This is a genomic window from Stenotrophomonas sp. SBJS02 (assembly GCF_020428325.2).
Classification (GTDB): Bacteria; Pseudomonadota; Gammaproteobacteria; order Xanthomonadales; family Xanthomonadaceae; genus Stenotrophomonas; species Stenotrophomonas africana.
The window spans coordinates 4,321,693-4,346,482 of record NZ_CP109812.1 but is presented as its reverse complement, the minus strand read 5'-3'; the positions used below and the strand labels follow the sequence as shown (position 1 = coordinate 4,346,482).

The following is a 24,790-nucleotide window of genomic DNA, read 5'->3' as shown; positions in this document are numbered from 1 at the left end:
CATGCATGGGAGCGGGGGAGCCTCACCCCTCGCGTGCGATCGCGCGCCAACCAATGTCGTTGCGGTGGAATTCGTTGGCCCAGGTCACCTTGGCCACGCCGGCATAGGCGTTGGCCTGCGCGTCGCGCACGCTGTCACCCAGCGCCGCCACGCACAGCACGCGGCCGCCGGCGCTGACCACCTGGCCCTGCGCGTCCAATGCAGTCCCCGCATGGAACACCTTGGCACTGGCCGGCACGTCGTCCAGGCCGGAAATCACGTCACCGGTGATCGGCGCTTCCGGGTAGGGCTTCGCGGCCAGCACCACGCCCAGCGACGGGCGTGCGTCCCACTGCGCCTGCACCTGGTCCAGGCGGCCATCGATGGCGGCTTCCACCAGCTCAACCAGATCCGACTGCAGGCGCAACATCACCGGCTGGGTTTCCGGGTCGCCGAAGCGCACGTTGAATTCGATCACCTTCGGCGCGCCGCTGGCGTCGATCATCAGGCCCGCGTAGAGGAAACCAGTGAACGGGATACCGTCGGCGATCATGCCCTGCACGGTCGGGTTCACCACCTCGCGCATCACGCGTGCATGCACCTCCGGCGTCACTACCGGCGCGGGCGAGTAGGCGCCCATGCCACCGGTGTTCGGGCCGGTGTCGCCGTCGCCGACGCGCTTGTGGTCCTGCGAGGTGGCCATCGGGAGCGCATGCACGCCGTCCACCATCGAAATGAAGCTGGCTTCCTCACCATCGAGGAACTCTTCGATCACCACGCGCGCACCGGCATCGCCGAACGCGTTGCCCGACAGCATGTCACGCACGGCATCTTCGGCTTCGGCCAGGGTCATCGCCACGATCACACCCTTGCCGGCGGCCAGGCCATCGGCCTTGACCACGATCGGGGCGCCCTTGTCGCGGATGTAGGCCAGCGCCGCGTCCACCTCGGTGTGCACGGCGTAGAACGCGGTGGGGATGTTGTGGCGGGCCAGGAAGTCCTTGGCGTAGGCCTTGCTGCCTTCCAGCTGCGCGGCGGCGGCAGTCGGCCCGAAGATGCGCAGGCCGGCGGCGCGGAAGCGGTCGACCACGCCGGCCACCAGCGGTACTTCCGGGCCGACCACGGTCAGCGCCACGCCTTCGGCCTGGGCCAGCGCCAGCAGGCCGTCGATGTCGGTCACTTTCACCGCCACGTTGCGGCACTTGTCTTCGCTGGCGGTGCCGGCGTTGCCGGGCGCCACGATCACTTCGGTGACACGGGAGGACTGGGCCAGCTTCCATGCCAGGGCGTGTTCGCGGCCGCCAGAGCCGATGACAAGTACGTTCATCACGAGATTCCAGATTGCGTGGGAAGGGAAGATCGATATCCCCGGCGGCGCGCGTGGCTCACTCGCAGCCTTCGCGTCGCAGTGATTCGGGGAAGGAATAGGCCCAGGTCTTCGGGTCCAGGGTAAAGCGGTGTTCCTGCCGGACCTGCTTGCCACCGCAGGTGGTGCCGGTTTCCTCGATCAGCAGCGGCCAGATGCGCGCGCTGCGATCGCTGTCGTCGAAACGCAGGGCGAAATCGATGCTGAAGCGACGGGTACGGCAGTCCTCGACAGTCTCCGGGTCGCTGCTGGCGCCCAGGTTGTCGCACTCGTACTGGGCGTCATTGTCGATATGGCTGCGCACGCTGCCACTGGACACCAGGCCGTTCGGGCCTGGCAGGATCAGCGACTGCGAGAGCAGCGAGAAGCCCTGCCCGAACCAGCCGTCCTCGACGCGGAAACCATAGAAGTCGCTGCCTGCGCGGATGATGCTGGCGGTGCCGGGCTGGCCGCCGCTGCCAAAGCGTTCGCCAGTCAGTTCACTGGTCACGTCGAAGCCCTCGCCCTTCGGATGCAGCACGAAGAAGTCGATCATGCCTGCGTCGATGTGCGCGCCTTCGGACAAAGCACCGCAGACCGCCAGCAACTGCTGCCAGCTGTCACCGCTCACCACCGGTTGCTCGGCGCAGACGTGCCAGTCCATCGGGCGGGTTTCGCCGTCGTCGTTCCAGCTGCCGTGCCATTCACCGGAGAGCCTGGCGTTCTTGCCGTAGCGCTGGACCAGGAAGGCCTGCAGTCGCGCGGTGCGGCTCACGTGCGCCGTCGGCTCGGCAGGGGCCGACGTGGCGGCCTGCGGCGACGACGCAGGCACCGGGGCGGCCGCAGGCTTGCAGCCGGCCAGCGCGGCCGCGCCCGCGAGGGCGAGCAAGGCCAGCGATTTCAGTGAGACTGCGGACATCCGTGTCGCTCCAGTATCAGTGGCGGAAGTGGCGAACACCGGTGAACACCATGGCCAGGCCGTGTTCGTCGGCGGCGGCGATCACTTCGGCATCGCGCATCGAACCGCCCGGCTGGATGACCGCCTTGATGCCGGCGGCAGCAGCGGCATCGATGCCGTCGCGGAACGGGAAGAACGCATCGGAGGCCATCACCGAGCCCTCGACCACCAGGTTTGCATCGGCGGCCTTGATGCCGGCGATGCGCGCCGAGTACACGCGGCTCATCTGGCCGGCGCCGACACCGATGGTGCGGTTGTCCTTCGCATAGACGATCGCGTTGGACTTCACGAACTTGGCCACCTTCCAGGCAAACAGCAGGTCGGTGAACTGCTTGTCGGTCGGCACCAGCTTGCTGACCACCTTCAGCTCATCGCGGGTCATGCCGCGGTTGTCCGAGGACTGCAGCAACAGGCCCGAGCCGACGCGCTTGCTGTCGAAGTTGTTCAGGCCATCACCATGCGGGATGCGCAGCACGCGCACGTTGGCCTTCTTCTGCGCGTATTCCAGCGCGGCCGGCTCGTAATCCGGGGCGATCAGCACTTCCACGAACTGGCGGTCCAGGATGACCTTGGCGGTGGCAGCGTCCAGCGGCGTGTTGAAGGCGATGATGCCGCCGAAGGCGCTGGTCGGGTCGGTGGCGTAGGCCAGCTCGTAGGCATCGCCGTTGCCGGCACCGACGGCCACGCCGCACGGGTTGGCGTGCTTGACGATGACGCAGGCCGGCGCGTCGAACTGGCGCACGCACTCCCACGCCGCATCGGCATCGGCCAGGTTGTTGTAGCTCAGTTCCTTGCCCTGCAGCTGCTGGAACGTGGCCAGGGTGCCCGGCACCGGGTACAGGTCGCGGTAGAACGCGCCGCTCTGGTGCGGGTTCTCGCCGTAGCGCAGGTCCATCACCTTCACGAAGGTGGAGTTCATCTGCGCCGGGTACTCGGCACGGGCCGGCACGGCGGCGTCGGTGGCGGTGACCGCCGACAGGTAGTTGCTGATCGCCGCGTCGTACTGGGCGACGCGGTTGAACGCGGCCACCGAGAACGCGAAGCGGGTGGCGGCCGACAGCTGGCCGTCGTTGGCCGCCAGCGAGGCCAGCAGTTCGGCGTACTGCGACGGATCGGTGGCCACCGCCACGCGGGCGAAGTTCTTGGCCGCCGAGCGCAGCATGGCCGGGCCGCCGATGTCGATGTTCTCGACCGCGTCGGCCAGGGTGCAGTCGGCCTTGGCGGTGACCGACTCGAACGGGTACAGGTTCAGCACCAGCAGGTCGATGGCACCGATGCCATGCTCGGCCATCACCGCATCATCCAGGCCCGAACGGCCCAGCAGGCCACCGTGCACCATCGGGTGCAGGGTCTTGACGCGGCCGTCCATCATTTCCGGGAAACCGGTGACCTCGGCCACGTCCTTCACGGCCAGGCCCGCATCGCGGATCGCCTTGGCGGTGCCGCCGGTGGACAGCAGCTCCACGCCGCGTGCCGCCAGCGCAGTGGCCAGCTCGACCAGACCGGTCTTGTCGGAAACGGAGAGGAGGGCCCGGCGGACGGGCAACAGATCAGCAGTCATGGGACAGAATCGGCAGCGGAGCGGGGTCGATATTGTAGGCGGTGGGGGCCCGTGGCGGGCGCTGGAAGGGGTAATTTGCCGTGGCAATCGGCGTAAGGCCGGGTCGGGCACACCGATCCGGCCCGATCCGGAGTCTGGGCTGCGGACCAGAGCCGGGTTGTCGGAATCTGCCAACGATGGGGTAGGCTGTGCCCGCACTGCCAAGGATCAGCGGGTACGGATCATGTCGATCTATGCATTGAAGGGACGTTTCCAGGACCTGTTGCGTCCAGCCGTACGCGGTCTGTTCCGCATGGGGATCACTGCCAATACGGTGACCGTGGCTGCTGCCGTGGTCTCGCTGCTGGTGGCCGCAGCCGTGTGGTGCTGCGCGCCTGCCCAGCCTCTGCTGTACCTGCTGCTGCCGTTGTGGATGCTGCTGCGCATGGCGCTCAACGCGGTGGACGGCATGCTGGCGCGCGAATTCGGCCAGCAATCGCGGCTGGGCGCCTATCTGAACGAATTGTGCGATGTGATCGCCGATGCGGCGCTGTACCTGAGCCTGCTCAGCGTACCCGGCGTGCGCCCGGAGGCGCTGTGGCTGCTGGCCTGGACGGCGGCGCTGAGCGAGTACGCCGGCGTGCTGGGGCTGATGGTCGGTGCCAGCCGCCGCTATGACGGCCCGATGGGCAAGAGCGACCGCGCCTTCGTGATCGGTGCGCTGGGCTTGCTGCTGGCCTTCGGCTGGGGCGGTGCACTGACGGTCAGCGGCGTGGCTGCAGCCATGGCAGTGTTGTGCGTGCTGACGATGATCAACCGCGTCCGTCGCGGACTGCGGGAAGCGGCGGTTTCGCCGAATTAATCAAGCAGATACAAAAAGACAATCAGGAGATTGCATGCGTCAGGCGCAGGAACGGGAATTCCACAGCTTCGACCAGGTACCACTGTTCTACCGGTACTGGGCGGGCACCACCGCAACCCCGGCCACCAAGGCCATCGTGCTGCTGCACCGCGGCCACGAGCACTCCGGCCGGGTCACCCACCTGGTCGATGAGCTGGACCTGCCCGACACCGCCTTCTTCGCCTGGGATGCGCGCGGCAATGGCCGTTCGCCGGGCGCACGTGGCGATGCACCGGGCTTCCCGGCGCTGGTGCGTGACCTGGACAGCTTCATTGCCCACATCGGCGCCGAGCACGGTATCGCGGTGGAAGACATCGTGGTGATCGCGCAGAGCGTGGGGGCGGTGGTCGCCGCGACCTGGGTGCACGATTACGCGCCGCGCCTGCGTGCGCTGGTGATGGCTTCGCCCGCCTTCAAGGTGAAGCTGTACGTGCCGTTCGCACGCGCTGGGTTGGCGCTGATGCAGAAGCTGCGCGGCAATTTCTTCGTCAACAGCTACGTCAAGCCGCAGTGGCTGACCCACGACCCGGCACGGGTGGAAAGCTATCGTACCGATCCGCTGATCACCCGCCCGATCTCGGTGCGCGTGCTGCTGGGCCTGTACGAAGCGGCCGACCGCATCGTCGCCGATGCGCAGGCGATCAGCGTGCCGGTGCAGCTGTTGGTGTCCGGCTCGGACTTCGTCGTGCATCGTGGCCCGCAGGACCGCTTCTACGAGCGCCTGTCCAGCCCGATCAAGGAGCGCGTGCACCTGCCGGGCTTCTTCCACGACACGCTGGGCGAGCGTGATCGCGCACCGGCACTGGCGCGCATCCGCAGTTTCATCCAGGCGCGCTTCGCCGAACCCCTGCGCGAGTTGTCGCGTCGTGACGCACACCGGCATGGTCCGACCTTCGAGGAATCGGAGATCCTGGCCTGGCCACCGGAACGCAACAGCCTGGCCGACCTGCGCTGGCGCGTGGTGCGCGGCGGCCTGCGCGTCGGCGGCACGTTGTCCGAAGGCATCGCACTGGGCCTGCAGACCGGTTTCGATTCGGGCAGCACGCTCGACTACATCTATCGCGACCAAGCGCGTGGCAAGGGCCCGCTGGGCCGCATGGTCGACCGCAACTATCTCGATGCGATCGGCTGGCGCGGCATCCGCATCCGTGGCCAGCACCTGCAGGAACTGCTGCGCGATGCCGCCCAGCGACTGCGCGGGGAGGGCACGCCAGTGCGCGTGCTGGACGTGGCCGCTGGCCATGGCCGCTATGTGCTGGAAGCGCTGGGCCAGGGCGAACAGCGCGCCGACCGCATCCTGCTGCGTGATTTCAGTGATCTGAACGTGACCCAGGGGCAGGCCTTGATCGAGCGCCTGGGCGCGGCCGACATCGCCCGCTTCGAGCAGGGCGATGCGTTCGACCCGGTGCAGCTGGCGCAGGTCGACCCGGCGCCGACGCTGGCGGTGGTTTCGGGCCTGTACGAACTGTTCCCCGACAACGATGCGGTGCTGCGTTCGCTGCAGGGCATCGCCGCGACCGTGCCGGTGGGCGGCTACCTGGCCTATACCGGCCAGCCCTGGCACCCGCAGCTGGAATTCATCGCGCGGGCCTTGACCAGCCACCGTGGCGGCGCGGCGTGGGTGATGCGTCGCCGTACCCAGCAGGAGATGGATGAGCTGGTACGCCTGGCCGGGTTCGAGAAGGTGGCGCAGCGTATCGACGACTTCGGCATCTTCACCGTGTCGCTGGCACGCCGGACCGCGTGATGGCGACACTCGCTGCAACCCCGCTGGCCGCGGAAGGGCGCCCCTGGCGGCGCGCCCTTCTGTGGCTGGCCCTGCTGGGCCCGTTCTTCTTCGCCAGCTATGGCTTCGCCAACTGGATGGCCGGTCGCCACGCTGCGTTGCCGGTGATGGCGTTCGCGTGGGAGACACGCATCCCGTTCGTGCCGTGGACGATCGTGCCGTACTGGTCAATCGACCTGTTCTACGCGATCTCGTTCTTCCTGTGCCGTCGGCGCCTCGAACTGGACCGGCACGCGCTGCGGCTGTTCAGTGCACAGCTGATCGCGGTGACCTGCTTCCTGTTGTGGCCGCTGCGCTTCAGCTTCGAGCGGCCAGAAATCGGCGGTGTGTTCGGCTGGTTGTTCGATGTGCTGCTGGGCTTCGACAAGCCGTTCAACCAGGCGCCGTCGCTGCACATCGTGCTGCTGATCGTGCTGTGGGTGAAGTTCGCGCAGTACCTGCACGGCGTGTGGCGCTGGGTGCTGCATGTGTGGGCGCTGCTGATCGGCGTTTCGGTGCTGACCACGTTCCAGCATCATTTCATCGACATCCCGACCGGCCTGCTGGCCGGCTGGCTGTGCGTCTGGCTGTGGCCCGAGCAGGGCACGCCACCGTTGCGTGCCTGGCACACCGCGCGTGATGCCAGACGTTGGCGATTGGCAGCGCTGTACCTGCTGGGGGGCGCTGTATTGCTGGTGCCGGTGGTGTTTCTGCGTGGCGCCGCGTTGTGGCTGCTGTGGCCGGTGGTGTCGTTGCTGCTGGTGGCGCTGGCCTATGCCGGGCTGGGTACGGCGGTGTTCCAGAAGCGCGCCGATGGTCGCCTGACCATGGCGTCACGCTGGCTGCTGGCGCCGTACCTGGGTGCAGCCTGGATCAATTCGCGGCTGTGGACGCGGCGTGCGCCGCAGCCGGTGCCGGTGATGGATGGCGTGTGGCTGGGGCGCATTCCCTCCGAGGCATTGGCGGCACCCCTGGTGGGGGTGGTCGATGCCTGCGCCGAGCTGTCCTGTCGCGCGCAGGGCGCAGCGTATGCCAGTGCGCCGATGCTGGACCTGGTGGTGCCTGCTCCGGAACAGCTGCGCGAGGCGGCTGAGGGCATCGAGTGCCTGCGTGCGCGGGGGCCGTTGCTGGTGTGCTGTGCGCTGGGCTACTCGCGCAGTGCTGCCAGCGTGGCGACCTGGCTGCTGCGCAGTGGTCGCGCGGCTGATGCCGATGCGGCGGTGGCGATCGTGCGTGCTGCGCGACCTGGCATCGTGCTGGGCGCGGCGCATCTGCATGCCATCACTGCTGCGGCAGGAGCGCGCGCATGAGGACGGTTCCCGATCTGGCAACCATGCAGCTGCTGCTGCGGCAGGGGCGTTGGCCGGCGCTGCTGTCGCTGGGCCTGTTGCTGGTGGCGTTGCTGCTGCTCGGCATCGAGCCGGGGCTGGCGATGATCGCTGCCGGCCTGTTGCTGCTCAGTGTTGCCGCGGCCATCGCACAGGCCTATCACGGGTGGAGGGTGGCGCTGGACGCCAGCCTGCTGCAGCTGCTGCGCGATGAGGGCCTGGACGGCGATGCTGCCGCGCGCCGCACCGATCAGCTGCTGCAGGACAGTGGCCTGCGCCGCGCGTCGCCCGATGCGCAACTGCGGGGCTGGGACGCGCGCTGGGCCGGCATGCGCCGCCTGCTGCTGCGCCAGTACCTGCTGACCGCGGTGCAGTTCGCACTGCTGGTGCTGGCCGTGTTGTGGCCGCAGACGTGAACCGGAGGGATCGATGTTCGCCGAACTGATTGCCCGCGCCTGCAGTGGCGCGATCCATGTGGTGACCGGCGCCCGTGCGCTGTGGATCGGCTGTGCGCCGTCCAGCGAGCGACGCGTGTATTACGGCAACCACGCCAGCCATGGCGACTTCGTGCTGATCTGGTCGTCGATGCCACCGGCACTGCGGCGGCAGGTGCGCCCGGTGGCCGCGGCCGAATACTGGCAGCGCGATGGCCTGCGCCGCTACCTGATCGATGCGGTGTTCAACGGTGTGCTGGTCGAGCGCGAGGCCGGGCATCGCCAGCAGGATCCGCTTCAGGTACTGCGCGATGCCGTGGACGAAGACTGCTCGCTGATCCTGTTTCCGGAAGGCACGCGCAATGTGGGCGATGAGCCGCTGCTGCCGTTCAAGAGCGGCATCTACCACCTGGCGCGGCAACGGCCGGAACTGGAGTTCGTGCCGGTGTGGATCGACAACCTGAAGCGGGTCATGCCCAAGGGCCGGTTCCTGCCGTTGCCCCTGCTGTGCACGGCCACCTTCGGCACGCCGTTGCGGCTGCAGGCCGACGAGGACAAGGCCGCGTTCCTGGCGCGCAGCCGGCAGGCGCTGCTGGACCTGGCGCCGAATGGAGGTCGTGCATGAGTTTCGTGTTGGATGTATCTGGCGATCTGGCAACGCAGAGCGTCGGCCAGCAGACCGGCCTGCTGTTCGCTGGCGTGGGTGCGGTGCTGGTGCTGGCGACACTGGTGGCTGAGACCCTGCGCTGGCGCCAGCGTGGGCGGCCCAGCGCGGTGATCGCCAACCTCGTCTCGCGCATCCGCGCGTGGTGGGTGATGGCGATCGTGGTCGGGCTGGCGCTGTTCTTCGGCCGTGCCGGGGTGATCGTGCTGTTCGCGATCATCTCGCTGTTCGCGCTGCGCGAGTTCATCACCCTGGCGCCGACCCGTTCAGGTGACTACTACGCGCTGCTGGCCGCGTTCTACATCGTGCTGCCTTGGCAGTACTACCTGGTGTGGATCGACTGGTACGGCATGTACACACTGCTGATTCCGGTCTATGCGTTTCTGTTCCTGCCGATCCTGTCGACCATCGGCGGCGACACCACGCACTACCTGGAGCGCACGGCGAAGGTGCAGTGGGGGTTGATGATCTGCGTGTTCTGCATTTCGCATGTACCGCTGCTGCTGAACCTGCACGTGCCGGGCCATGACCCGTCGCGCAACGTGTTGCTGTTCGCCTTCCTGGTGATCGTGGTGCAGTCCTCGGACGTGCTGCAGTACATCTGGGGCAAGCTGCTGGGCAAGCACCTGATCGCGCCGAAGCTGTCGCCGTCGAAGACGGTGGAGGGCTTCGTCGGCGGCGTGCTGAGTGCCAGCGCGCTGGGCGCGGCGCTGTGGTGGATCACCCCGTTCACGCCGCTGCAGGCGTTCGGCCTGTCGCTGCTGATCAATCTGATGGGGTTCTGGGGTGGCCTGGTGATGTCGGCGATCAAGCGCGATCGTGGCATCAAGGACTGGGGCCACATGATCGAGGGCCATGGCGGCATGCTCGACCGGCTGGATTCGGTGTGCTTCGCCGCGCCGGTGTTCTTCCACGTGGTGCGGTATTACTGGAAGGCGGGCGGGGGCGGTTGATTCTGCCGGGCTTTCATCCACGCGTGGCGTGGTGACCCGCTTCTGTAGAGTCGAGCCATGCTCGACCGCTTCTGCGCCAGGCAATCCGTAAACGACAGTCGAGCATGGCTCGACTCTACAAAGGCGGCATCGGCGCTCAGGCGCTGATGCCGTATTCCTTCAGCTTCTTGCGCAGGGTGGCGCGGTGGATGCCCAGCATCGCGGCGGCCCGGCTCTGGTTGCCTTCGCAGTGGTTGAGCACTTCCACGAACAGCGGGATCTCCATCTCGCGCAGCACGATCTCGTAGACATCGTCCGCGTCGCAGCCATCAAGGTCACGCAGGTAGCGGCGCACGGACTGGGCGACGTGTTCACGCAGCGGTGGCCGGGGAGCGCCACGACTGTTGTCAGGACGAGAAAGGACAGCGTTCAAGGGGGTTCCCGATTCGGTTGGCCCGTGCGCGCGAAGCGCGCGGCCGGACGAGGTGGTGGCGGTCAGTCTAGCGCGAGCGTGCCCGGCCTGCCATGACCGGGCGGCCACTTGCGATCAAAGGAAGTCGAAGGTGAATGCGACGGTGGACGCCGCAGGCTCCTGTACGCGGAAGGAGATGCGTGCGCTCTGGCCCGGTTCCAGCAGGGCCGCACCGGGGTTCTCGCCCAGGTACTGCGCAGGCGTGAACACGCTGCTGCCGATCACCCGGCCATCGGCATCGGACAGCGACAGGCGCAGGTCCGGCCATGCTTGTGCCCAGCGGGCGTCGTTGCGGATGCTGGCCTGTACCTGCAGCACGCCGGCCTGCCCGGGCAGTGGCCGGATCTCGCGACTGGTCATGGTGAAGGCGGTGGGTTCATGCCAGGCGGGCAGGCTGCAGCGCAGCACGCCACAGAGCGTGCCCAGCCATGCGCGGTTGCCGGCGTCGGCGGCCAGCCGCGCTCGGTCGGCAAGCACGCTCTGCAGTACCAGCAGCAGCGCCAGCGCGGCGACCAGCGCCCAGTGCCAGCGGGGCGTCGGCAGGGCGCGCGGGCGCACATTGCCGAGGAAACTGGGTGCATCGGCAGTACCCGTCGTTGCCGGGGGTACGACCCGCGCCGGTTCAAGGGCCGCAGTGTCATCAACGATGACCGTGTCATCGTCGCGTTGCATCTCCGCAGCTGGCGCAGGGGCCAGCTCGACGGGTGCGACCGGCACCTGCGTTGCAGGCCCAGCTTCGTCCTGCGTGCGCGTATCGGTCGCAGGCGCGGCCTCACCTTCCGGCGTCGTGCGCAGGAAGGTCGCCAGGGGACGGCGCGGTGGGTTCGGCTCGGACATGCTCAGGGCGCGGGCTCGGATCCAGCGGTCATTCAACCACGATCAGGCGCGGCGTACGCCGGTGATGCGCATCCAGTCGCCATCCTGGGTGGCCTGCAGGTCGTCGAACCACGCGGCATAGCGCTGCAGCAGTTCGCCTTCCTGGCCATGCAGGATGCCGGACAGGGCGATGCGGCCGCCGGCGGCGACGCGCGCGGCCAGCAGTTCGGCCAATGCATCCAGCGCCGAAGCGAGGATGTTGGCGACCACGATCGGGTAGGTTGCCACCGGTTCGTCCTGCGGCAGGTACACGTGCATGCGCGCCTGTTCGCCGTTGCGCTCGGCATTGTCGGCGGTGGCGACCAGGGCCTGCGGATCGTTGTCCACGCCGATGGCTTCAGCGGCACCCAGCTTCAGTGCGGCCAGCGCGAGAATGCCCGAGCCGCACCCGAAGTCGAGCACCCGCTGGCCCTGCAGCAGGCCGTCCACGGCAAGCTGGTCCAGCCAGCGCAGGCACAGGGCCGTGGTCGGGTGGGTACCCGAGCCGAAGGCCAGGCCCGGGTCCAGTCGCACCACGGCCGCATCGGCGGCTTGGGCGGCTTCCGGCAGTTCATGGTTCCACGGCACGATCCAGGTACGGCTGCCGAAATCCATCGGCTGGAACTGGTCCAGCCAGGCGCGTTCCCAGTCTTCGTCCTCGACCGCACGGAAGCTGCCACCACTCCAGTCCAGCTCCGGGTCGAACGATTCCAGCGCGGCCAGCAGCAGCAGAGCGTTGCTGTCGGCGGGGAACAGCGCGCTCAGCACCAGGGTGTCCCACAGCGGGGTCTCGCCCACGCCCGGCTCGAGGATGGCCTGTTCGTTGCTGGTATCGGCCTCGGCATCGAGCAGGGTGACGGCCAGTGCGCCGACGTCCTCCAGCGCGTTTTCATAGCGGGGCTGGGTGGCTTCGGTGCAACGCAGGGTCAGTTCCAGGAACGGCATGGCGGTGGGGGCAATCACGGGAAAGGGGGCCATGCTAGACCATCAGGGCGTCTCCGTATTGCCTGAGATGCTGCCCCTGGATGAACGGAGGTGGTTCAGACAGGCCTGTCGGGCCTTGCTAAACTTGGCGCTTTCCTGTGTGCCGTGAACGCTCACTGCCGCCAATGGCCTTTGCTCCGACCCTGAAAACCTGGTTGCTCGTGCTGCCGGCGGTGGCCGTGCTGGGCGTGGCCGGGTATCGGGCCAGCGGCCATGCCGGGTCGGCGCAGGCGACGGCGGACGAGCTGCCGGTGTCGTCGCTGGCAGCGGTGGATGCGGCGGTGCCGCTGCCGGTGATGCCGGAAGCGCTGGCGCGTCGCCTGGCGGCATTCGAGCGCGGCAATGCGCTGCCCTCGGGCCTGCCGCTGGATCTGCGCGCCGACATCGAGGATGCCACCGATCTCTACGCCTATGCGCAGCGCCTGCGCATGCAGGCCGACGACGGCAACCACGAGGCGCGCTGGATGCTCAGCCGGGTTTACGACTACTGCGCTCAGTACGCCATCGACCCCGGCGGCTACCGTTTGGACAACAACGTGCTGGCGGGGTTGGGTCTGACCGCCGCACCGGCGATGGTGCAGGCGCGTGAGCGCGTGGCGCAGCGCTGCGGTGGATTCGTGCCGGGCGACAAGCTGGGGTCCGCCCTGGTGCTGGCGGAGCGTCGCAAGGCGGCCGAGCAGGGCAACCTGGCAGCGGAAGCATCGCTGTTTGCCGAAGGCGAGCCATTGCAGGACAGCCCCGAGTATCGCCGTGACCTGGTCGAGCGGGTGCGCACCTCACGCGACCCGGAAGCGTTCATGGCGATCGCCCCGGGCATGGGCGTGCGTGCGGCAGGGGACCGCGCACTCAATGGCCTGGTGGCCGGCGAACAGCTCAGTGAACTGGCATGGCGGCTTGCGGCCTGCGAACTCGGTCTACCGTGTGGGGCCGACAGTGTGCTGGTCAACAGTTTTTGTGCGAATGGAGGGATCTGTTCGCAGGATGGGACGCAGGATTTCCGGGATTTTGTGTATGACGCTGCGGTTTCGCGGCAAGGTGCGGGGAAAATGAAGCAGTGGATCAAGCGATTGGTTGGAAAGAGGGACGGGCAATGAATTACCGTCGATTCCTGCATGGGGCCAAGTTCTGGTTCTGGGTGGCGCTGTTCGTGGCTTACTCGGCCGGCGCGGTCGGGCTGTTGATGATCGACACGTACGAAGATCGTTACCGGCATCTGTCGAAAGTGGAACTGACCACGGTGAAGACGCACGAAGACGTGCGCCGCGCGGGTGCCAGCCAGGTCGCCGCGGTCTATCGCGCGCAGAGTGGCATGCCGTTCGCCTCGTTGCCGGCCGGCAGCACCTTCCAGGTGGTGTGGCCCGACGGCTCGACGGAGACCATGGTGATCATCGACCCGAGCTCACCCAACGGTATCCGTCCGCTGGCGAACTCGCAGATTCCTGCGACGGCGGCCGACGCGCGCTGAACCTGCATGTGTAGAGCCGAGCCATGCTCGGCTGCTCTTGCCGGCATGCCGAGCGTAGGCTCGGCTCTATAGAAGAGATACGGAAAAGGGCGGGGATTTCCCCGCCCTTTTCATGTCCAGCACCTGCCGCCGATCAGGTCAACGCAATCGGCTTGTTCTTGCGCTCGGCAAGACGCTTTTCCAGGTAGTGGATGTTCTGGCCACCGGCCTGGAAGCCCTTGTCGCGCATGATCCGCTGCTGCAGGGCGACATTGGTCTTGATGCCATCGACCACCATTTCGCTCAGCGCCACCTGCATGCGGGCAATGGCGGTTTCGCGGTCGGGGCCGTGCACGATCAGCTTGCCGATCATCGAGTCGTAGTTCGACGGCACGCGGTACCCACTGTAGATGTGGGTATCCACGCGCACGCCGGGGCCGCCCGGCGGATGGAAGCCGGTGATGGTGCCCGGGCTCGGCACGAAGGTCTCGGCGTCTTCGGCGTTGATGCGGCACTCGATCGCATGACCGTTCAGCACCACGTCGCTCTGCTTGATCGACAGCTTCTGGCCAGCAGCGATCTTCAGCTGCTCGGCCACCAGGTCTATGCCGGTGACCATCTCGGTGACCGGATGCTCCACCTGGATGCGGGTGTTCATTTCGATGAAGTAGAACCGGCCGTCCTCGTAGAGGAACTCGAACGTGCCAGCGCCGCGATAGCCGATGCGGATGCAGGCTTCCACGCACACCTTGCCGATCTGCTCGCGCTGTTCGGCGGTGATGCCCGGTGCCGGCGCTTCTTCCACCACCTTCTGGTGGCGGCGCTGCATCGAGCAGTCGCGCTCACCCAGGTGGATGGCGTTGCCCTGGCCGTCGGCCAGCACCTGGATCTCCACGTGGCGCGGATTCTCCAGGAACTTCTCCATGTAGACCTCGCCATTGCCGAACGCGGCCTTGGCCTCGCTCTTGGTGGTTTCGATCGAGGTCTTCAGCGAGGCTTCGGCGTGCACCACGCGCATGCCACGGCCACCGCCGCCACCGGCTGCCTTGATGATGACCGGGTAGCCGATCTCACGGGCGATCTTGGTGTTGGCGACGATGTCCTCGCCCAGCGGGCCGCCCGAACCGGGCACGCACGGCACGCCGGCGGACTTCATCGCGCGGATGGCTTCGACCTTGTCGCCCATCATGCGGATGGTGTCGGCCTTGGGGCCGATGAAGATGAAGCCGGACTCTTCCACGCGCTCGGCGAAGTCGGCGTTCTCGGACAGGAAGCCGTAGCCCGGGTGGATCGCCTGGGCGTCGGTGACTTCGGCGGCGGCGATCAGTGCCGGGATGTTGAGGTAGCTCTGCGGCGACGGCGCCGGGCCGATGCAGACCGACTCGTCGGCCATGGCCACGTGCTTGAGGTTGCGATCGACCGTGGAGTGCACGGCCACCGTGCGGATGCCGAGGGTGTGGCACGCGCGCAGGATGCGCAGCGCGATCTCCCCTCGGTTGGCGATGACGACTTTGTCGAGCATGGCGTGCCCCTCAGCCGATCACGAACAGCGGCTGGTCGAATTCGACCGGCTGGCCGTTCTCGCCGAGGATGGCGACGATGGTGCCGGACGTGTCGGCTTCGATCGGGTTGAACATCTTCATCGCTTCGATGATGGCCAGGGTCTCGCCTTCCTTGACCTGCTGGCCAACGGTGACGAAGGCCGGCTTGTCCGGAGCGGCCGACGCATAGAAGGTGCCGACCATCGGCGAACGCAGCACGTGGCCTTCCGGCAGGGCCGGGCCCGGCTTGGCGGTGCCGCCGGTGGAGGCTTCGGTCGGCGACTGCATCGGCATCGCCTGCGCAGCCGGGGCGGCCGGCGGGACGTACACCGGGGCCGGCATCGGCGCGGCGTAGCCGGCAACCGGGGCGCGCGACAGACGCACCGACTCTTCGCCTTCCTTGATTTCGATTTCAGCCAGGTTCGACTCTTCCAGCAGGTCGATCAGCTTCTTGATTTTGCGGAGATCCATGGTGGCCTCTTTGCTCTTGATGTCAGTGTGGTGGGGAGCGCATCGCGCTCGGGTCAAAGCAGTTCGTAGAACTCGCGCAGCTGCCGTGTGCGGTCGCGCGTCTGGGTGATCAGGCATTGCATCTTCGCGGGGTTGCGCGAGGTGCCGTCTGCATTGAAGGCATACACCGCCTCGCAATCTGCATCGCGCAAGGTGATCCAGATGCGCTGGGCCTTCACCAGCTGCTGTTCGGCCACCGCGCAGCGGCTGCAGCTGCCATCGGTTGCCTGCGCCTTCAGTTCGCCACGCGCCTGCGCGTAGACGGCGTTCAATGCGCTGTCGGCATCATCCAGGCGATCGGAATCGCACATGTCGCGCTCGTAGCCGCCGCTTGCCTGTGCGCAGTCGATGCCCGCGGCCGCGCGCTCGGCAGCGACACTGGCGCCGCACAGACCGGCCCACGCCAGAACGCCGGCAATCACGCGCGGCAGCATCTTCACGCGCGGGCCGCCTGCACGCGCAGCAGCGCCGCGTCCATCGCGTAGCGGTAGCTGTCGGCGCCGAAGCCGCACACCACGCCCACGGCCTTGTCACTGAAGTAGCTGTGCTGGCGGAACGGCTCGCGGGTATGCGGGTTGGACAGGTGGATCTCGATGAACGGCACCGCCACCGCCGCCAGCGCATCGCGCAGGGCGACCGAGGTGTGGGTGAACGCGGCCGGGTTGATCAGGATGAAAGCGGTTCCGTCATTGCGCGCGGCCTGCACGCGGTCCACCAGCACATGCTCGGCGTTGGACTGCAGGCTCTCCACGGCGTGTCCGGCGGCCGATGCCTGGGTGGCCAGGGCCTGGTCGATGTCGGCCAGCGTGGTGTGGCCGTAGACCTCCGGCTCGCGGGTGCCGAGCAGGTTGAGGTTGGGGCCGTGCAGGACCAGCAGCTTCGCCATGGGATCCGGAAGACGGGAAAGGGCGGCAGTCTGGCGGAACCGGCGGATGCTGTCCAGTTCGACGAAGTTTGCAGCGTTTCAATCGTGTGTTTGAAATCTGCCGGAGCGCTTGTGGCTGTACGGCGGGCGGTGGATCAAGGCGCGCTGAACGTCGTGCTGGCCGGGGATGCGGGCACGTAGGCCGACGATGGCGGCAGGCAGCGGAGAAGGCGGATGCCGCCATGGGCCGTGATGCGGTGGATCCACGCCATGCGTGGATGAAGGAAGTTCGGTGCGCAGCAAGCTATTCATACATCGAGGGGCAGCCCAAAGTACGCAGCACGCCGGCCACCGCAATTGCCATACACCCGCTCAGGTCTCCAGTGGCACCGTCGGCACCACGTTCGGGAACACCTCCTCCAGTGGCTCCCGTTCCCCCGGCTTCGGTGCCGGCCAGTTGTAAGCGTTCACCGGCTGCGCGCGGTTTACCCATAAGGCGTAATACAGATGGTCGGCGCGGCCATCACCGGTATTGGGGTGGATCAGGATGGTCAGGCCCAGGCTGTTGAGTTGCAGCCAAGGTACCAGCACCGGCAGCAGGTCGTTGGTGAAGCCGAAATAGAACGACGGGGTGACGTGCGGGCCGCGTGGCTCCAGGTTCCAGTTGCCCAGTTCCACCGGGAAACGCTCGGCCGCCCAGCGCCGCAACAGGGCCGCCTTCTCGAAGCTGTCCTCGTCGAAGTAGATATGCGCGTGATAGCTCTTGATGTCGGTGTAGGCGCGTGGAGTCGCGGGCAGCGTGGTCTCGCCGGGGCGCACGCTGGCCGGGCGCGGGGTCGGTTCGCTGGCCGTGGCGTGGCCCCAGGGGCTGCTGCCCTCGGGCGCGGGCGGAACGATGGCGCGGAAGCCGGGCCGCCCAGGTTCGGTGGTGTTCGCCGCGCCGTTGCCGCGCGGGGCTGCGGTGGCGGTCGATGCACTGGCCAGGCCGCCAGCGGCCAGACCTGCCGAAGCGATCAGGCGGCGCCGTGCGGGCGAAAGCAGGTCGGCCCAGTGGGCGTCATCGTCGCCGGTGTCGGTGAGGGGCTGCGGGTCCGAGTGCATGAGGGGCTCCGTGGCGGCATCGTGTGGGCAGGCAAGCACGCTCGGACAGGGCTGCCGGTGGCGTCCAATAAGCAGGGGGCATCACCTCATGCAGGGGCGCCTTCGTCGCCTTGAGCGCGACCGGACGGCGGGCTAGGGTGCAGGTCTGCCGCCCTGGAACCCGCCATGACCTCGCTCGATGCCGACACCCCGCGCAAGCGCGCGGCCTTCCGCCAGCTGCATGCGCAGGGTTGCTTCGTGTTGCCCAATCCGTGGGATGTGGGCAGTGCCCGCTACCTGCAGCGGCAGGGCTTCCAGGCCCTGGCCACGACCAGTGCCGGCTGTGCCTGGAGCGAAGGGCGGCCGGATGGCGCGGTTTCGTTGCCGGCCACGCTGGAGCATCTGCGCCTGATGGCGGCGGCGACCCCGTTACCGTTGAATGCCGACTTCGGTGATGGCTTCGGCGCTACGCCGCAGGCGGTGGAGGAGGCGGTGGCCGCGGCGCTCGACACGGGCATCGCGGCGTTGTCGATCGAGGACGCCAGCGGCGTGGCCGATGCACCGCTGAGACCCATCGACCAGGCGGTCGAGCGCCTGCGCGCTGCCCGTGCAGCCATCGATCGCGCGGGCGGCGACGTGCTGCTGGTCGGGCGTGCCGAGAACTTCTTCGTCGGCGTGCCGGATCTGCAGGACACGCTGCAGCGCCTGCGCGCCTATGCCGAGGCCGGTGCAGACGTGCTGTATGCACCGGGCATCACCACGCGCGAGCAGATCAGAGCGGTGGTTGCCGCCGCGGGGTCGAAGCCGGTGAACCTGCTGGTCGGTGGACCGACGCCGCTGCGCCTGCAGGACATTGCTGCACTCGGCGTTCGCCGGGTCAGCCTGGGCGGCGCACTGGCCCGTGCCGCGTGGGGTGGGCTGATGCAGGCGACCCAGCCGATCATGCAGGACGGATGCTTCGATGGCCTGCAGCAGGCGGCCTCCGGGGCTGCCTTGAACGCGCTGTTCCACTAGCTCCACACCCTGCAAGGCGGGAGCGGCCGGCGACTACAGCGCCTCGATCTCCCGCTTGGGCAAGGTCACGCCGGGTTCCAGCGCTGGCAGCAGTTGGCGAAGCAGGTGTGGATTGCCCTGCAGCCCGGTGCCATCCAGATACGTCCAGCCGGAACCGCCAACGCGGCGCACGGCCACCATGAACGTGGTGCTGCGCATCGGGGTTTCACGCACCCGTATCAGGGATTGGCGTGGCACGAAGCAGACTTCTTCCTCCCCGGCAGCATACGTCCGGGTCGGCACACCTACATCTTCGCTGATGACCACTACGCCGGCGCTGTGCTGCTTCTTCAACGCATCACGGGTGATTGCCTGGAAGGCGTCATCGCCGCCGGCCAGCCGCTTGAGGCTGGGATGGGTGCGCTTGATGAGGAAGTCCGCATCGCCGCGGGCGTACGCAGCCATCATGGCGCGCACATCTTCGCGCAGCGACTTCGCATCACTGGGACTGAGTTCACCTGCGAAGGCGGATGGCAGCAACAGCGACAGCAGCATCAGTATCGTCAGGGGCAGGCGTCGATGCATGTTCGGGTGTCTCACAGGGCACCGCCGCACTATACGGTGGATGCGAAAACAGCGTCCCACCGATGGCGCTGGTTTCCCCGGAATCTCTACTTACTATTGGTAGGTAGTGATTCCCGGAGACCCCCCATGCACAGCCTCATTGTCATCGCCCACCCTGAACCCGACTCGCTGACCCATGCGATGGCACATCGCATCGGCGATGCCATCACTGCGGCCGACGCCCGCAACACCGTGGCCTACGCCGACCTGATGGCCGAAGGCTTTGATCCGCGCTTCAATGCTCAGGACCAGGCCTTGTTCCGCAGCACTGGCGCGGTACCGGCCGACATCGCTGCCGAGCACGCACGGCTGGAGGCCACCGATACGCTGGTACTGGTGTTTCCGTTGTACTGGTGGTCGTTCCCGGCACTGCTTAAGGGCTGGATCGACCGCGTCTTCACCAACGAATGGGCGTACGCACAGGATGCACAGGGCAAGCTGGTGAAGAAGCTGCAGCGCCTGAACGTGCATCTGGTGGGGCTGGGCGGCGCCGATGCAGCGATGGTCGAACGACGCGGCTACGATGCGGCGATGAAGACGCAGATCGACATGGGCATCTTCGACTACTGTGGCGCACGCGTGCTGACGTCAGACCTGCTGCTGGATGCCGATACCGGTGCGGCCGAAACGCATCTGCAGACCGCGCTGGCAATCGGCCGTAAAATAGGCACTCCGATGCGCTGATCGCCGTGTACCGCCGATGCCCGCCAACGCCGTTCCCACGCGCCGCCGATTGACCCGCGAGCAACGCGCTCGCCAGTTGCTGGACGTGGCCTGGACGCTGGTTGGCGAAGAGGGTACCGACGCGCTGACGCTGGGACGGCTGGCCGAGGCGGCCGGTGTGACCAAGCCGGTGGCCTACGATCACTTCGTAACCCGCAACGGCCTGCTGGCTGCGCTCTACGATGACTATGACGGGCGGCAGACGGTGGTCTTCCACGAGCGTATCGGCCGCGCCCGGGCGCAGCTGGCTGATCGCGCGGCGGCCATCGCCTCCGGCTACATCGACTGCATCCTCAGCCAGGGCAGTGAAGTGCAGGGCATCCTCGCCGCATTGGTGGGCGCGCCGGAACTGCACGAGGTGCGGCGGCGTTACCAGCAGGACTTCATCGACAACTGCCAGGTCTGGCTGGGCCCGTTCGCTGCCGACGGCACGGTGTCGCTGGCGGGACGCTGGGCGATTCTCGGTGCGGCTGAAACCCTTTCAGAGGGCGTGGCTGCGGGCGCGCTGGACAAGACCGGCGCCGAGGCCGAGCTGCAGCGGCTGATCGTGGCGACGGTCAAGCGTCGCTGAGCCGCTCAGGCGTCGGCGGTGCTGTCGGCCAGCGTGGCGAATCCTGCCGCCAGCTGTTCGCGCACCAGCGCATCGCGCGCGTCGCGGCTGTCGGCGCCCAGCACCACCGTGATCAGCCGAACCGGAAGCGCGCGTCCCTGCACTGCCCGGCATGCGGTGGCGGCCAGGCAGAAGCCTGCGGCCTGGGTGTAGCCGGTCTTCAAGCCATCCACGCCGTCATCGTCCAGCAGGCCGTTCTGGTTGTTGCGGCTGAAGCTGCCGTGCGCGAACGCGCGCTGCGCAGTGATTGCCAGCATCTGCGGATGGTCATTCATCAGGCAGGCGGCCAGCACCGCCATGTCGTGCGCACTGGACGCATGATGCGGCGTGGTGATGCCGGACACGCTGGCGAACCACGTGCTGCGCAGGCCAAGCCGGCGTGCGTGCTGGTTCATGCGTTCCAGGAATGCCGTCTGTGATCCGTCCAGATGGCGCGCGATGGCCAGCGCCGCGTCATTGCCGGAGACGATCATCAACCCTTCCAGCAGGCGCGCGAGCGTGACCGTTTCGCCGGGCACCAGGCCCATGCGCGTTTCATCATCGGCGACCGCGTGCACGTCGTCGGCGGCGATGGTGACGTCGTCGTCCCACGAGCGCCCGCACTCCTCGACACATTCGTAAGCCGCGTAGGCGGTCATCAGCTTGGTCAGCGAGGCCGGTTGCCTGGCGATGTCCGCGTTGTGCTGGTGAATCACCGCGAAGGTTGCCGCATCGAGGGTGATGGACGACAGCGGCGCACGCGCAGGGGCAGGAGACGGCATGAACGCGTCGACGAAGGAGGGCCTGCAGGATAGCCCGTGGCAGCTGCATGAAGTTGCAATATTGAAACGATATAACGTACCAGTATTGAGGGCCGCCGCTGGCCCGATTGGATCTGTGATGACTGCACGCACGCCACGCCGCTGGTTTCATTCCTCTTTGCTGCTTGCGTTGGTGGCTCTGGGCGGCTGTCAGACGAGCCCCCGCGCCGAGGCCGTTGCTTCTGGCCAAGCGCGCCCGCACAACGTGATCGTGATGATCAACGACGGCGCTGGCTGGGGCACCTGGGATGCGGCGGCCTACTGGCAGTACGGCAGCCGCGAAGGCGCGCCGTATGCGGATTTTCCGCAGCGCCTGGCGGTAACCACCTTCCCGTTGAACAGCAGCAGCCAGCCGACCGGCGACAACGCGCAGACCCTCGGCTACGACGCGGGCAAGGCCTGGGATACCGGGCCGGTGCCGGCGCAGGACCTGCCGTTCGCCGGCTACCAGTACCTGGCAGCGGTGGCGACCGACAGCGCCGCAGCGGGCACGGCGTTGTCCTCGGGCATCAAGACCTACAACAACGCCATCAACTTCAACAACGATGGCCAGCCGGTCGAGTTCAACACGCTGCGCGCCAAGCGCCTGGGCATGGCGACCGGTGTGGTGACTTCGGTACCGTTCGCGCATGCCACGCCCGCCGCGTTCGCGGCGCAGAACGAGTCGCGCAACAACTATCACGCCATTGCGCACCAGATGCTGGCGCAGGGCCACCTGGACCTCGTGATGGGCACCGGCGGTCCTGGCTACAGCGTTGATGGTCGCGCCTGTGACGAGGGTACCGGCGCGGCGAAGGCCGAGGGCTGCGCGAACCCGTGGGAATGGGTTTCGCAACAGGATTGGCAGCAGCTGGAAGCGGGCAGCACCATTGCCGGCAACCCGTCGGGACCGTGGCGCCTGATCCGCAGCAAGGAGGATTTCGCCGCACTGGCGCAGGGACGGCTGCCGGCCGACCGGCCGCTGATCGGCGTGCCGCGCGTGGCCAACACGCTGCAGCAGGCGCGTCAGCTGCAGGTGCTGGGCAGGGATGCGGCAATGCCTTCAGGTGTGAGGAAGATCGACAGCGTGCCGGATCTTGCGACCATGACCCGCGGTGCGCTGCGGTTCCTGCAGCAGCGTTCGTCCAACGGCCTGTTCCTGATGGTGGAGGGCGGTGCCACCGACTGGGCCGCGCATACCAGCGCCTGTGGCACCGAATGGCACTACGGCCAGTGCGGCGACCAACCGCAGTACGGCCGGCTGATCGAGGAAACCGTGGAGTTCAACGACGCGGTGGCGGCGGTGGTTGAATGGATCGAGCGCAACGGTGGCTGGGAGCACAACCTGCTGATCGTCACCACCGACCACGACAACAGCATGCCGATGGGCCCGGAAGCACAGAACGTTGCCTTCGCGCCGGTACGCAACAACGGCCGTGGACGCATGCCGGGGATGAGCTTCCGTCCCACTGGCAACCATTCCAATGCACTGGTGCCGTTGTGGGCCAAGGGCGCCGGGGCGGAATTGCTGGGCCAGCGCGTGCGGGGCGTCGATGCCGGCTACCGTCAGCACGTGCGCTGGAACGACGGCAGCTACATCGACAACACCGACGTGGCTGCGGCAGTGCAGGAGGCGCTGCAGCGCCCACGGTAACGGCCGGTTGCACCCGGGCTGTTGTCGGGGCAGCCTGCGCACATGCAGTCAGATATCCGCATCGACGGTCGTGTCTTTGCCTACTTCTTCCCCTGTGCGTGGGAAGACTACGCCAAGATCGGCTTTTCACGTGACCCGCTCGGACGCATCAGCGCATTGCACCGGCGTTGGTTCGAGTTCTTCGATCTTGGCGCCGGTGCGCTGGTGGAAGCGGAAAGCGAACGCGATGCGCGGGATCTGGAACTGCAGCTGCGTTCGCCGTTCAAGGCGCACCGCGCGCCGGCGCCGATGACGGTCCAGGACAAGGCTGGCGGTCGCACCGAATGGGTGCGCGGTGCCAACCAGGCCCTGTCGCTTGCGGTTGCCGCGTTGGGCGAGCAAGGTTATCGCTGCTATCCACTGAAGGCGTGGCTGCGGGCCGCCCTGCGCCTGCGCATGGACCGGCTGCACGACTGGGCTGCGGTGCAGCTTCCGGAAGAGGAAGGCCTGCGGATGCCCGGTGGCCCCGGCGAGGGCGTGCTGCGTGACACTCTCGATGGTTGCAGGGCGCTGGATATCGATCCAATGCCGTGGCTGCCTGCACACGTCCAGCGCTGGTACGCAGGTTGAGCCGCGTTCAACGGGGGCACGGCGGTTGAGCCGGCGCGGCCGGCTGGGGCGCGCATTGCGGGGCAGGGGTTGACGCGCTGGCCAGCTGGCGTGCCAGCTCGGCGCTGGCCACATGGCCGTGCAGGAACAACAAGCCGCTGAAGATGTTCATGAGCGTGCCTCCACTTGAGTGGATTGCACGATACGGGCAGCATGGACGAGCAAAAAGCGACATTTCCGCAAGCATGCCTTGAGAGGAATTCAAGCCTGATGTCCCGCCCTCCGCTCCATGCCCTGCAAGGCTTCGTGGCCGCCGCCCGGCTCGGCAACCTGTCGCGTGCGGCGGCGTCGATGAACCTGACCGTCAGCGCGCTCAGCCACCAGATGCGGCAGCTGGAAGAGCGGCTCGGGCAGCCGCTGCTGATCCGCCAGCCACGTGGTGTCACCCTCACCCTTGAGGGGCAGCGCCTGCTCGATCAGGTGGGTCCGCATCTGGATGCGATCCACGAAGCCTTCCAGCCATACGCGGCACGTGCCGAGCACGTGCTGACGATCAGCGCGGTGCCGTCGATGGCGTCGGCCTGGCTGGTGCCGCGCCTGGGTCAGTTCGTGGCTGAGCACCCACAGATCGAGATCAACCTGCAGTCGAGTGAACGCCTGATTGATTTCGAGCGGCAGCGCCAGTTCGACGCGGCGCTACGGCTGGGCAGCGGGCAATGGCCGGGCCTGGTGGTGGAACCGCTGTTCGATGAGTGGTTGGTGCCGATGGCGAGCCCGGCGTTGATCGAACGCATGGGAGGCGTTGACCGTGTGCCGTTGACCCAGTGGCCGCTGCTGGGCGATCCCGACGGGGCGTGGGGCGCCTGGTTCGCGTTGAGCGGGCAGAGGCCGCCGTCGCGCTTCGTGGCGGTGCTGGATGATTCGGAGGCGCACCATCGGGCCGCTCTGGATGGCGTGGGCGTGGCTCTTGGCCGGGTGACCCGGGCACGCCTGCTGCTCGATTCAGGCCAGCTGGTGGCACTGTCCAGCCAGCGCCTGAAGACGGCGTGGCCGCATTGGCTGGTGTACCCGCAGCGCTCGGCCAGCCATCGCGGCTTCCTCGCGTTCCGCGACTGGCTGCATGCGCAGGCCGCCGAGCACGTACGGCACATGGCAGACGCGCATTTGTAGAGTCGAGCCATGCTCGACTGACTTTTCGCAGGAGCAGTCGAGCATGGCTCGA

27 protein-coding genes are annotated in these 24,790 nt (G+C 67.4%); 14 read left to right on the top strand and 13 right to left on the bottom strand.

The window, feature by feature from the left end; all coding sequences use genetic code 11:
• Positions 1-22: 22 nt before the first annotated feature.
• Genes purD through purH form a run of 3 tightly spaced genes read right to left on the bottom strand, consistent with a single transcriptional unit; the run spans position 23 to position 3,843 of the window.
• On the bottom strand, positions 23-1,306 hold the full coding sequence (purD, locus tag FQS62_RS20070) for a phosphoribosylamine--glycine ligase (RefSeq protein WP_208043458.1): 1,284 nt from the start codon (positions 1,304-1,306) through the stop codon (positions 23-25).
• A gap of 58 nt (positions 1,307-1,364) precedes the next feature.
• Positions 1,365-2,243 carry a hypothetical protein gene (locus tag FQS62_RS20065; protein ID WP_010481053.1) on the bottom strand — a complete coding sequence of 293 codons (879 nt, stop codon included), beginning with the start codon at positions 2,241-2,243 and terminating at the stop codon, positions 1,365-1,367.
• 16 nt (positions 2,244-2,259) lie between these two features.
• Complete coding sequence (gene purH, locus FQS62_RS20060; protein WP_107380621.1) at positions 2,260-3,843, bottom strand: bifunctional phosphoribosylaminoimidazolecarboxamide formyltransferase/IMP cyclohydrolase; 1,584 nt, start codon at positions 3,841-3,843, stop codon at positions 2,260-2,262.
• Between the two features lie 223 nt (positions 3,844-4,066).
• On the opposite strand from purH, the gene FQS62_RS20055 reads away from it, so the two are divergent.
• Genes FQS62_RS20055 through FQS62_RS20030 form a run of 6 tightly spaced genes read left to right on the top strand, consistent with a single transcriptional unit; the run spans position 4,067 to position 9,867 of the window.
• On the top strand, positions 4,067-4,684 hold the full coding sequence (locus tag FQS62_RS20055; RefSeq protein ID WP_010481057.1) for a CDP-alcohol phosphatidyltransferase family protein: 618 nt from the start codon (positions 4,067-4,069) through the stop codon (positions 4,682-4,684).
• 34 nt (positions 4,685-4,718) lie between these two features.
• Positions 4,719-6,470, top strand: a complete 1,752-nt coding sequence (locus tag FQS62_RS20050) for a bifunctional alpha/beta hydrolase/class I SAM-dependent methyltransferase (RefSeq protein WP_099588829.1) — start codon at positions 4,719-4,721, stop codon at positions 6,468-6,470.
• On the top strand, positions 6,470-7,798 hold the full coding sequence (locus tag FQS62_RS20045) for a phosphatase PAP2/dual specificity phosphatase family protein (protein WP_208043459.1): 1,329 nt from the start codon (positions 6,470-6,472) through the stop codon (positions 7,796-7,798). The genes FQS62_RS20050 and FQS62_RS20045 overlap by 1 nt, the downstream gene beginning before the upstream one ends.
• Complete coding sequence (locus FQS62_RS20040) at positions 7,795-8,232, top strand: hypothetical protein (RefSeq protein ID WP_208043460.1); 438 nt, start codon at positions 7,795-7,797, stop codon at positions 8,230-8,232. The genes FQS62_RS20045 and FQS62_RS20040 overlap by 4 nt, the downstream gene beginning before the upstream one ends.
• A 13-nt stretch (positions 8,233-8,245) precedes the next feature.
• On the top strand, positions 8,246-8,875 hold the full coding sequence (locus tag FQS62_RS20035) for a lysophospholipid acyltransferase family protein (protein ID WP_014038692.1): 630 nt from the start codon (positions 8,246-8,248) through the stop codon (positions 8,873-8,875).
• On the top strand, positions 8,872-9,867 hold the full coding sequence (locus FQS62_RS20030) for a phosphatidate cytidylyltransferase (protein WP_049446723.1): 996 nt from the start codon (positions 8,872-8,874) through the stop codon (positions 9,865-9,867). Before FQS62_RS20035 ends, FQS62_RS20030 begins: the two co-directional genes overlap by 4 nt.
• Before the next feature lie 136 nt (positions 9,868-10,003).
• On the opposite strand, the gene fis is transcribed toward FQS62_RS20030, so the two are convergent.
• The 3 genes from fis to prmA form a co-directional block, all read right to left on the bottom strand.
• Complete coding sequence (fis, locus tag FQS62_RS20025) at positions 10,004-10,279, bottom strand: DNA-binding transcriptional regulator Fis (RefSeq protein ID WP_005419706.1); 276 nt, start codon at positions 10,277-10,279, stop codon at positions 10,004-10,006.
• Positions 10,280-10,393: 114 nt separating this feature from the next.
• Positions 10,394-11,155: a DUF3426 domain-containing protein gene (locus tag FQS62_RS20020; protein ID WP_099588831.1), complete on the bottom strand. Its 762-nt coding sequence runs from the start codon at positions 11,153-11,155 to the stop codon at positions 10,394-10,396.
• 42 nt (positions 11,156-11,197) lie between these two features.
• A complete protein-coding gene (gene prmA, locus FQS62_RS20015; protein WP_049446720.1) occupies positions 11,198-12,118 on the bottom strand; it encodes a 50S ribosomal protein L11 methyltransferase in 921 nt (306 codons plus the stop codon).
• 164 nt (positions 12,119-12,282) lie between these two features.
• Here prmA and FQS62_RS20010 point away from each other — a divergent pair, with 164 nt between their 5' ends.
• Positions 12,283-13,251 (top strand): hypothetical protein, encoded by a 969-nt coding sequence (locus FQS62_RS20010; protein ID WP_154349749.1) that lies wholly within the window; start codon positions 12,283-12,285, stop codon positions 13,249-13,251.
• A complete protein-coding gene (locus FQS62_RS20005) occupies positions 13,248-13,622 on the top strand; it encodes a hypothetical protein (RefSeq protein WP_049446717.1) in 375 nt (124 codons plus the stop codon). Before FQS62_RS20010 ends, FQS62_RS20005 begins: the two co-directional genes overlap by 4 nt.
• Positions 13,623-13,755: 133 nt before the next feature.
• Here FQS62_RS20005 and accC read toward each other — a convergent pair whose 3' ends face one another.
• From accC to FQS62_RS19980, 5 genes are all read right to left on the bottom strand, one after another.
• Positions 13,756-15,123, bottom strand: coding sequence for an acetyl-CoA carboxylase biotin carboxylase subunit (accC, locus tag FQS62_RS20000; RefSeq protein ID WP_049446715.1), 1,368 nt, complete (start codon positions 15,121-15,123; stop codon positions 13,756-13,758).
• Between the two features lie 10 nt (positions 15,124-15,133).
• On the bottom strand, positions 15,134-15,613 hold the full coding sequence (accB, locus tag FQS62_RS19995) for an acetyl-CoA carboxylase biotin carboxyl carrier protein (RefSeq protein WP_208043461.1): 480 nt from the start codon (positions 15,611-15,613) through the stop codon (positions 15,134-15,136).
• Positions 15,614-15,666: 53 nt separating this feature from the next.
• Positions 15,667-16,092, bottom strand: coding sequence for a lysozyme inhibitor LprI family protein (locus tag FQS62_RS19990; protein ID WP_049446711.1), 426 nt, complete (start codon positions 16,090-16,092; stop codon positions 15,667-15,669).
• The gene (aroQ, locus tag FQS62_RS19985; RefSeq protein WP_208043462.1) at positions 16,089-16,538 is read right to left on the bottom strand and encodes a type II 3-dehydroquinate dehydratase; all 450 of its coding nucleotides are present in this window, start codon (positions 16,536-16,538) and stop codon (positions 16,089-16,091) included. Before aroQ ends, FQS62_RS19990 begins: the two co-directional genes overlap by 4 nt.
• 351 nt (positions 16,539-16,889) lie before the next feature.
• Positions 16,890-17,618: a DOPA 4,5-dioxygenase family protein gene (locus FQS62_RS19980; protein WP_208043463.1), complete on the bottom strand. Its 729-nt coding sequence runs from the start codon at positions 17,616-17,618 to the stop codon at positions 16,890-16,892.
• A 165-nt stretch (positions 17,619-17,783) separates the two neighbouring features.
• On the opposite strand from FQS62_RS19980, the gene FQS62_RS19975 reads away from it, so the two are divergent.
• The gene (locus tag FQS62_RS19975) at positions 17,784-18,611 is read left to right on the top strand and encodes an isocitrate lyase/PEP mutase family protein (RefSeq protein ID WP_208043464.1); all 828 of its coding nucleotides are present in this window, start codon (positions 17,784-17,786) and stop codon (positions 18,609-18,611) included.
• A 33-nt stretch (positions 18,612-18,644) separates the two neighbouring features.
• Here FQS62_RS19975 and FQS62_RS19970 read toward each other — a convergent pair whose 3' ends face one another.
• The gene (locus FQS62_RS19970; protein WP_049446702.1) at positions 18,645-19,175 is read right to left on the bottom strand and encodes a hypothetical protein; all 531 of its coding nucleotides are present in this window, start codon (positions 19,173-19,175) and stop codon (positions 18,645-18,647) included.
• Positions 19,176-19,301: 126 nt separating this feature from the next.
• Between FQS62_RS19970 and FQS62_RS19965 the strand changes: the two genes are divergently transcribed.
• Positions 19,302-19,898, top strand: a complete 597-nt coding sequence (locus FQS62_RS19965) for an NAD(P)H-dependent oxidoreductase (protein WP_049446700.1) — start codon at positions 19,302-19,304, stop codon at positions 19,896-19,898.
• Between the two features lie 16 nt (positions 19,899-19,914).
• Complete coding sequence (locus tag FQS62_RS19960) at positions 19,915-20,508, top strand: TetR/AcrR family transcriptional regulator (RefSeq protein ID WP_049446699.1); 594 nt, start codon at positions 19,915-19,917, stop codon at positions 20,506-20,508.
• A 5-nt stretch (positions 20,509-20,513) separates the two neighbouring features.
• On the opposite strand, the gene FQS62_RS19955 is transcribed toward FQS62_RS19960, so the two are convergent.
• Complete coding sequence (locus FQS62_RS19955; RefSeq protein WP_208043465.1) at positions 20,514-21,308, bottom strand: D-alanyl-D-alanine carboxypeptidase family protein; 795 nt, start codon at positions 21,306-21,308, stop codon at positions 20,514-20,516.
• 118 nt (positions 21,309-21,426) lie between these two features.
• Between FQS62_RS19955 and FQS62_RS19950 the strand changes: the two genes are divergently transcribed.
• From FQS62_RS19950 to FQS62_RS19940, 3 genes are all read left to right on the top strand, one after another.
• Positions 21,427-22,980, top strand: coding sequence for an alkaline phosphatase (locus FQS62_RS19950; protein ID WP_208043466.1), 1,554 nt, complete (start codon positions 21,427-21,429; stop codon positions 22,978-22,980).
• 42 nt (positions 22,981-23,022) lie between these two features.
• Positions 23,023-23,589 (top strand): GIY-YIG nuclease family protein, encoded by a 567-nt coding sequence (locus tag FQS62_RS19945; RefSeq protein ID WP_049446694.1) that lies wholly within the window; start codon positions 23,023-23,025, stop codon positions 23,587-23,589.
• Positions 23,590-23,838: 249 nt separating this feature from the next.
• On the top strand, positions 23,839-24,738 hold the full coding sequence (locus FQS62_RS19940) for a LysR substrate-binding domain-containing protein (RefSeq protein WP_049446692.1): 900 nt from the start codon (positions 23,839-23,841) through the stop codon (positions 24,736-24,738).
• The last annotated feature ends 52 nt before the right edge of the window (positions 24,739-24,790 follow it).

What these genes read in the sequence shown, in the direction of transcription:
- purH (WP_107380621.1), bottom strand. Translation starts at nt 3,843, where the DNA reads ATGACTGCTGATCTGTTGCCCGTCCGCCGGGCCCTCCTCTCCGTTTCC.
- FQS62_RS20050 (WP_099588829.1), top strand. Translation starts at nt 4,719, where the DNA reads ATGCGTCAGGCGCAGGAACGGGAATTCCACAGCTTCGACCAGGTACCA.
- FQS62_RS19940 (WP_049446692.1), top strand. Translation starts at nt 23,839, where the DNA reads ATGTCCCGCCCTCCGCTCCATGCCCTGCAAGGCTTCGTGGCCGCCGCC.
- accC (WP_049446715.1), bottom strand. Translation starts at nt 15,123, where the DNA reads ATGCTCGACAAAGTCGTCATCGCCAACCGAGGGGAGATCGCGCTGCGC.
- FQS62_RS20035 (WP_014038692.1), top strand. Translation starts at nt 8,246, where the DNA reads ATGTTCGCCGAACTGATTGCCCGCGCCTGCAGTGGCGCGATCCATGTG.
- FQS62_RS19975 (WP_208043464.1), top strand. Translation starts at nt 17,784, where the DNA reads ATGACCTCGCTCGATGCCGACACCCCGCGCAAGCGCGCGGCCTTCCGC.
- accB (WP_208043461.1), bottom strand. Translation starts at nt 15,613, where the DNA reads ATGGATCTCCGCAAAATCAAGAAGCTGATCGACCTGCTGGAAGAGTCG.
- FQS62_RS20065 (WP_010481053.1), bottom strand. Translation starts at nt 2,243, where the DNA reads ATGTCCGCAGTCTCACTGAAATCGCTGGCCTTGCTCGCCCTCGCGGGC.
- FQS62_RS20030 (WP_049446723.1), top strand. Translation starts at nt 8,872, where the DNA reads ATGAGTTTCGTGTTGGATGTATCTGGCGATCTGGCAACGCAGAGCGTC.
- FQS62_RS19955 (WP_208043465.1), bottom strand. Translation starts at nt 21,308, where the DNA reads ATGCCGTCTCCTGCCCCTGCGCGTGCGCCGCTGTCGTCCATCACCCTC.
- FQS62_RS19945 (WP_049446694.1), top strand. Translation starts at nt 23,023, where the DNA reads ATGCAGTCAGATATCCGCATCGACGGTCGTGTCTTTGCCTACTTCTTC.
- FQS62_RS20055 (WP_010481057.1), top strand. Translation starts at nt 4,067, where the DNA reads ATGTCGATCTATGCATTGAAGGGACGTTTCCAGGACCTGTTGCGTCCA.
- FQS62_RS19970 (WP_049446702.1), bottom strand. Translation starts at nt 19,175, where the DNA reads ATGCATCGACGCCTGCCCCTGACGATACTGATGCTGCTGTCGCTGTTG.
- FQS62_RS20040 (WP_208043460.1), top strand. Translation starts at nt 7,795, where the DNA reads ATGAGGACGGTTCCCGATCTGGCAACCATGCAGCTGCTGCTGCGGCAG.
- FQS62_RS19980 (WP_208043463.1), bottom strand. Translation starts at nt 17,618, where the DNA reads ATGCACTCGGACCCGCAGCCCCTCACCGACACCGGCGACGATGACGCC.
- FQS62_RS20020 (WP_099588831.1), bottom strand. Translation starts at nt 11,155, where the DNA reads ATGTCCGAGCCGAACCCACCGCGCCGTCCCCTGGCGACCTTCCTGCGC.
- purD (WP_208043458.1), bottom strand. Translation starts at nt 1,306, where the DNA reads ATGAACGTACTTGTCATCGGCTCTGGCGGCCGCGAACACGCCCTGGCA.
- aroQ (WP_208043462.1), bottom strand. Translation starts at nt 16,538, where the DNA reads ATGGCGAAGCTGCTGGTCCTGCACGGCCCCAACCTCAACCTGCTCGGC.
- FQS62_RS19950 (WP_208043466.1), top strand. Translation starts at nt 21,427, where the DNA reads ATGACTGCACGCACGCCACGCCGCTGGTTTCATTCCTCTTTGCTGCTT.
- prmA (WP_049446720.1), bottom strand. Translation starts at nt 12,118, where the DNA reads ATGCCGTTCCTGGAACTGACCCTGCGTTGCACCGAAGCCACCCAGCCC.
- FQS62_RS19960 (WP_049446699.1), top strand. Translation starts at nt 19,915, where the DNA reads ATGCCCGCCAACGCCGTTCCCACGCGCCGCCGATTGACCCGCGAGCAA.
- FQS62_RS20010 (WP_154349749.1), top strand. Translation starts at nt 12,283, where the DNA reads ATGGCCTTTGCTCCGACCCTGAAAACCTGGTTGCTCGTGCTGCCGGCG.
- FQS62_RS20045 (WP_208043459.1), top strand. Translation starts at nt 6,470, where the DNA reads ATGGCGACACTCGCTGCAACCCCGCTGGCCGCGGAAGGGCGCCCCTGG.
- FQS62_RS20005 (WP_049446717.1), top strand. Translation starts at nt 13,248, where the DNA reads ATGAATTACCGTCGATTCCTGCATGGGGCCAAGTTCTGGTTCTGGGTG.
- FQS62_RS19965 (WP_049446700.1), top strand. Translation starts at nt 19,302, where the DNA reads ATGCACAGCCTCATTGTCATCGCCCACCCTGAACCCGACTCGCTGACC.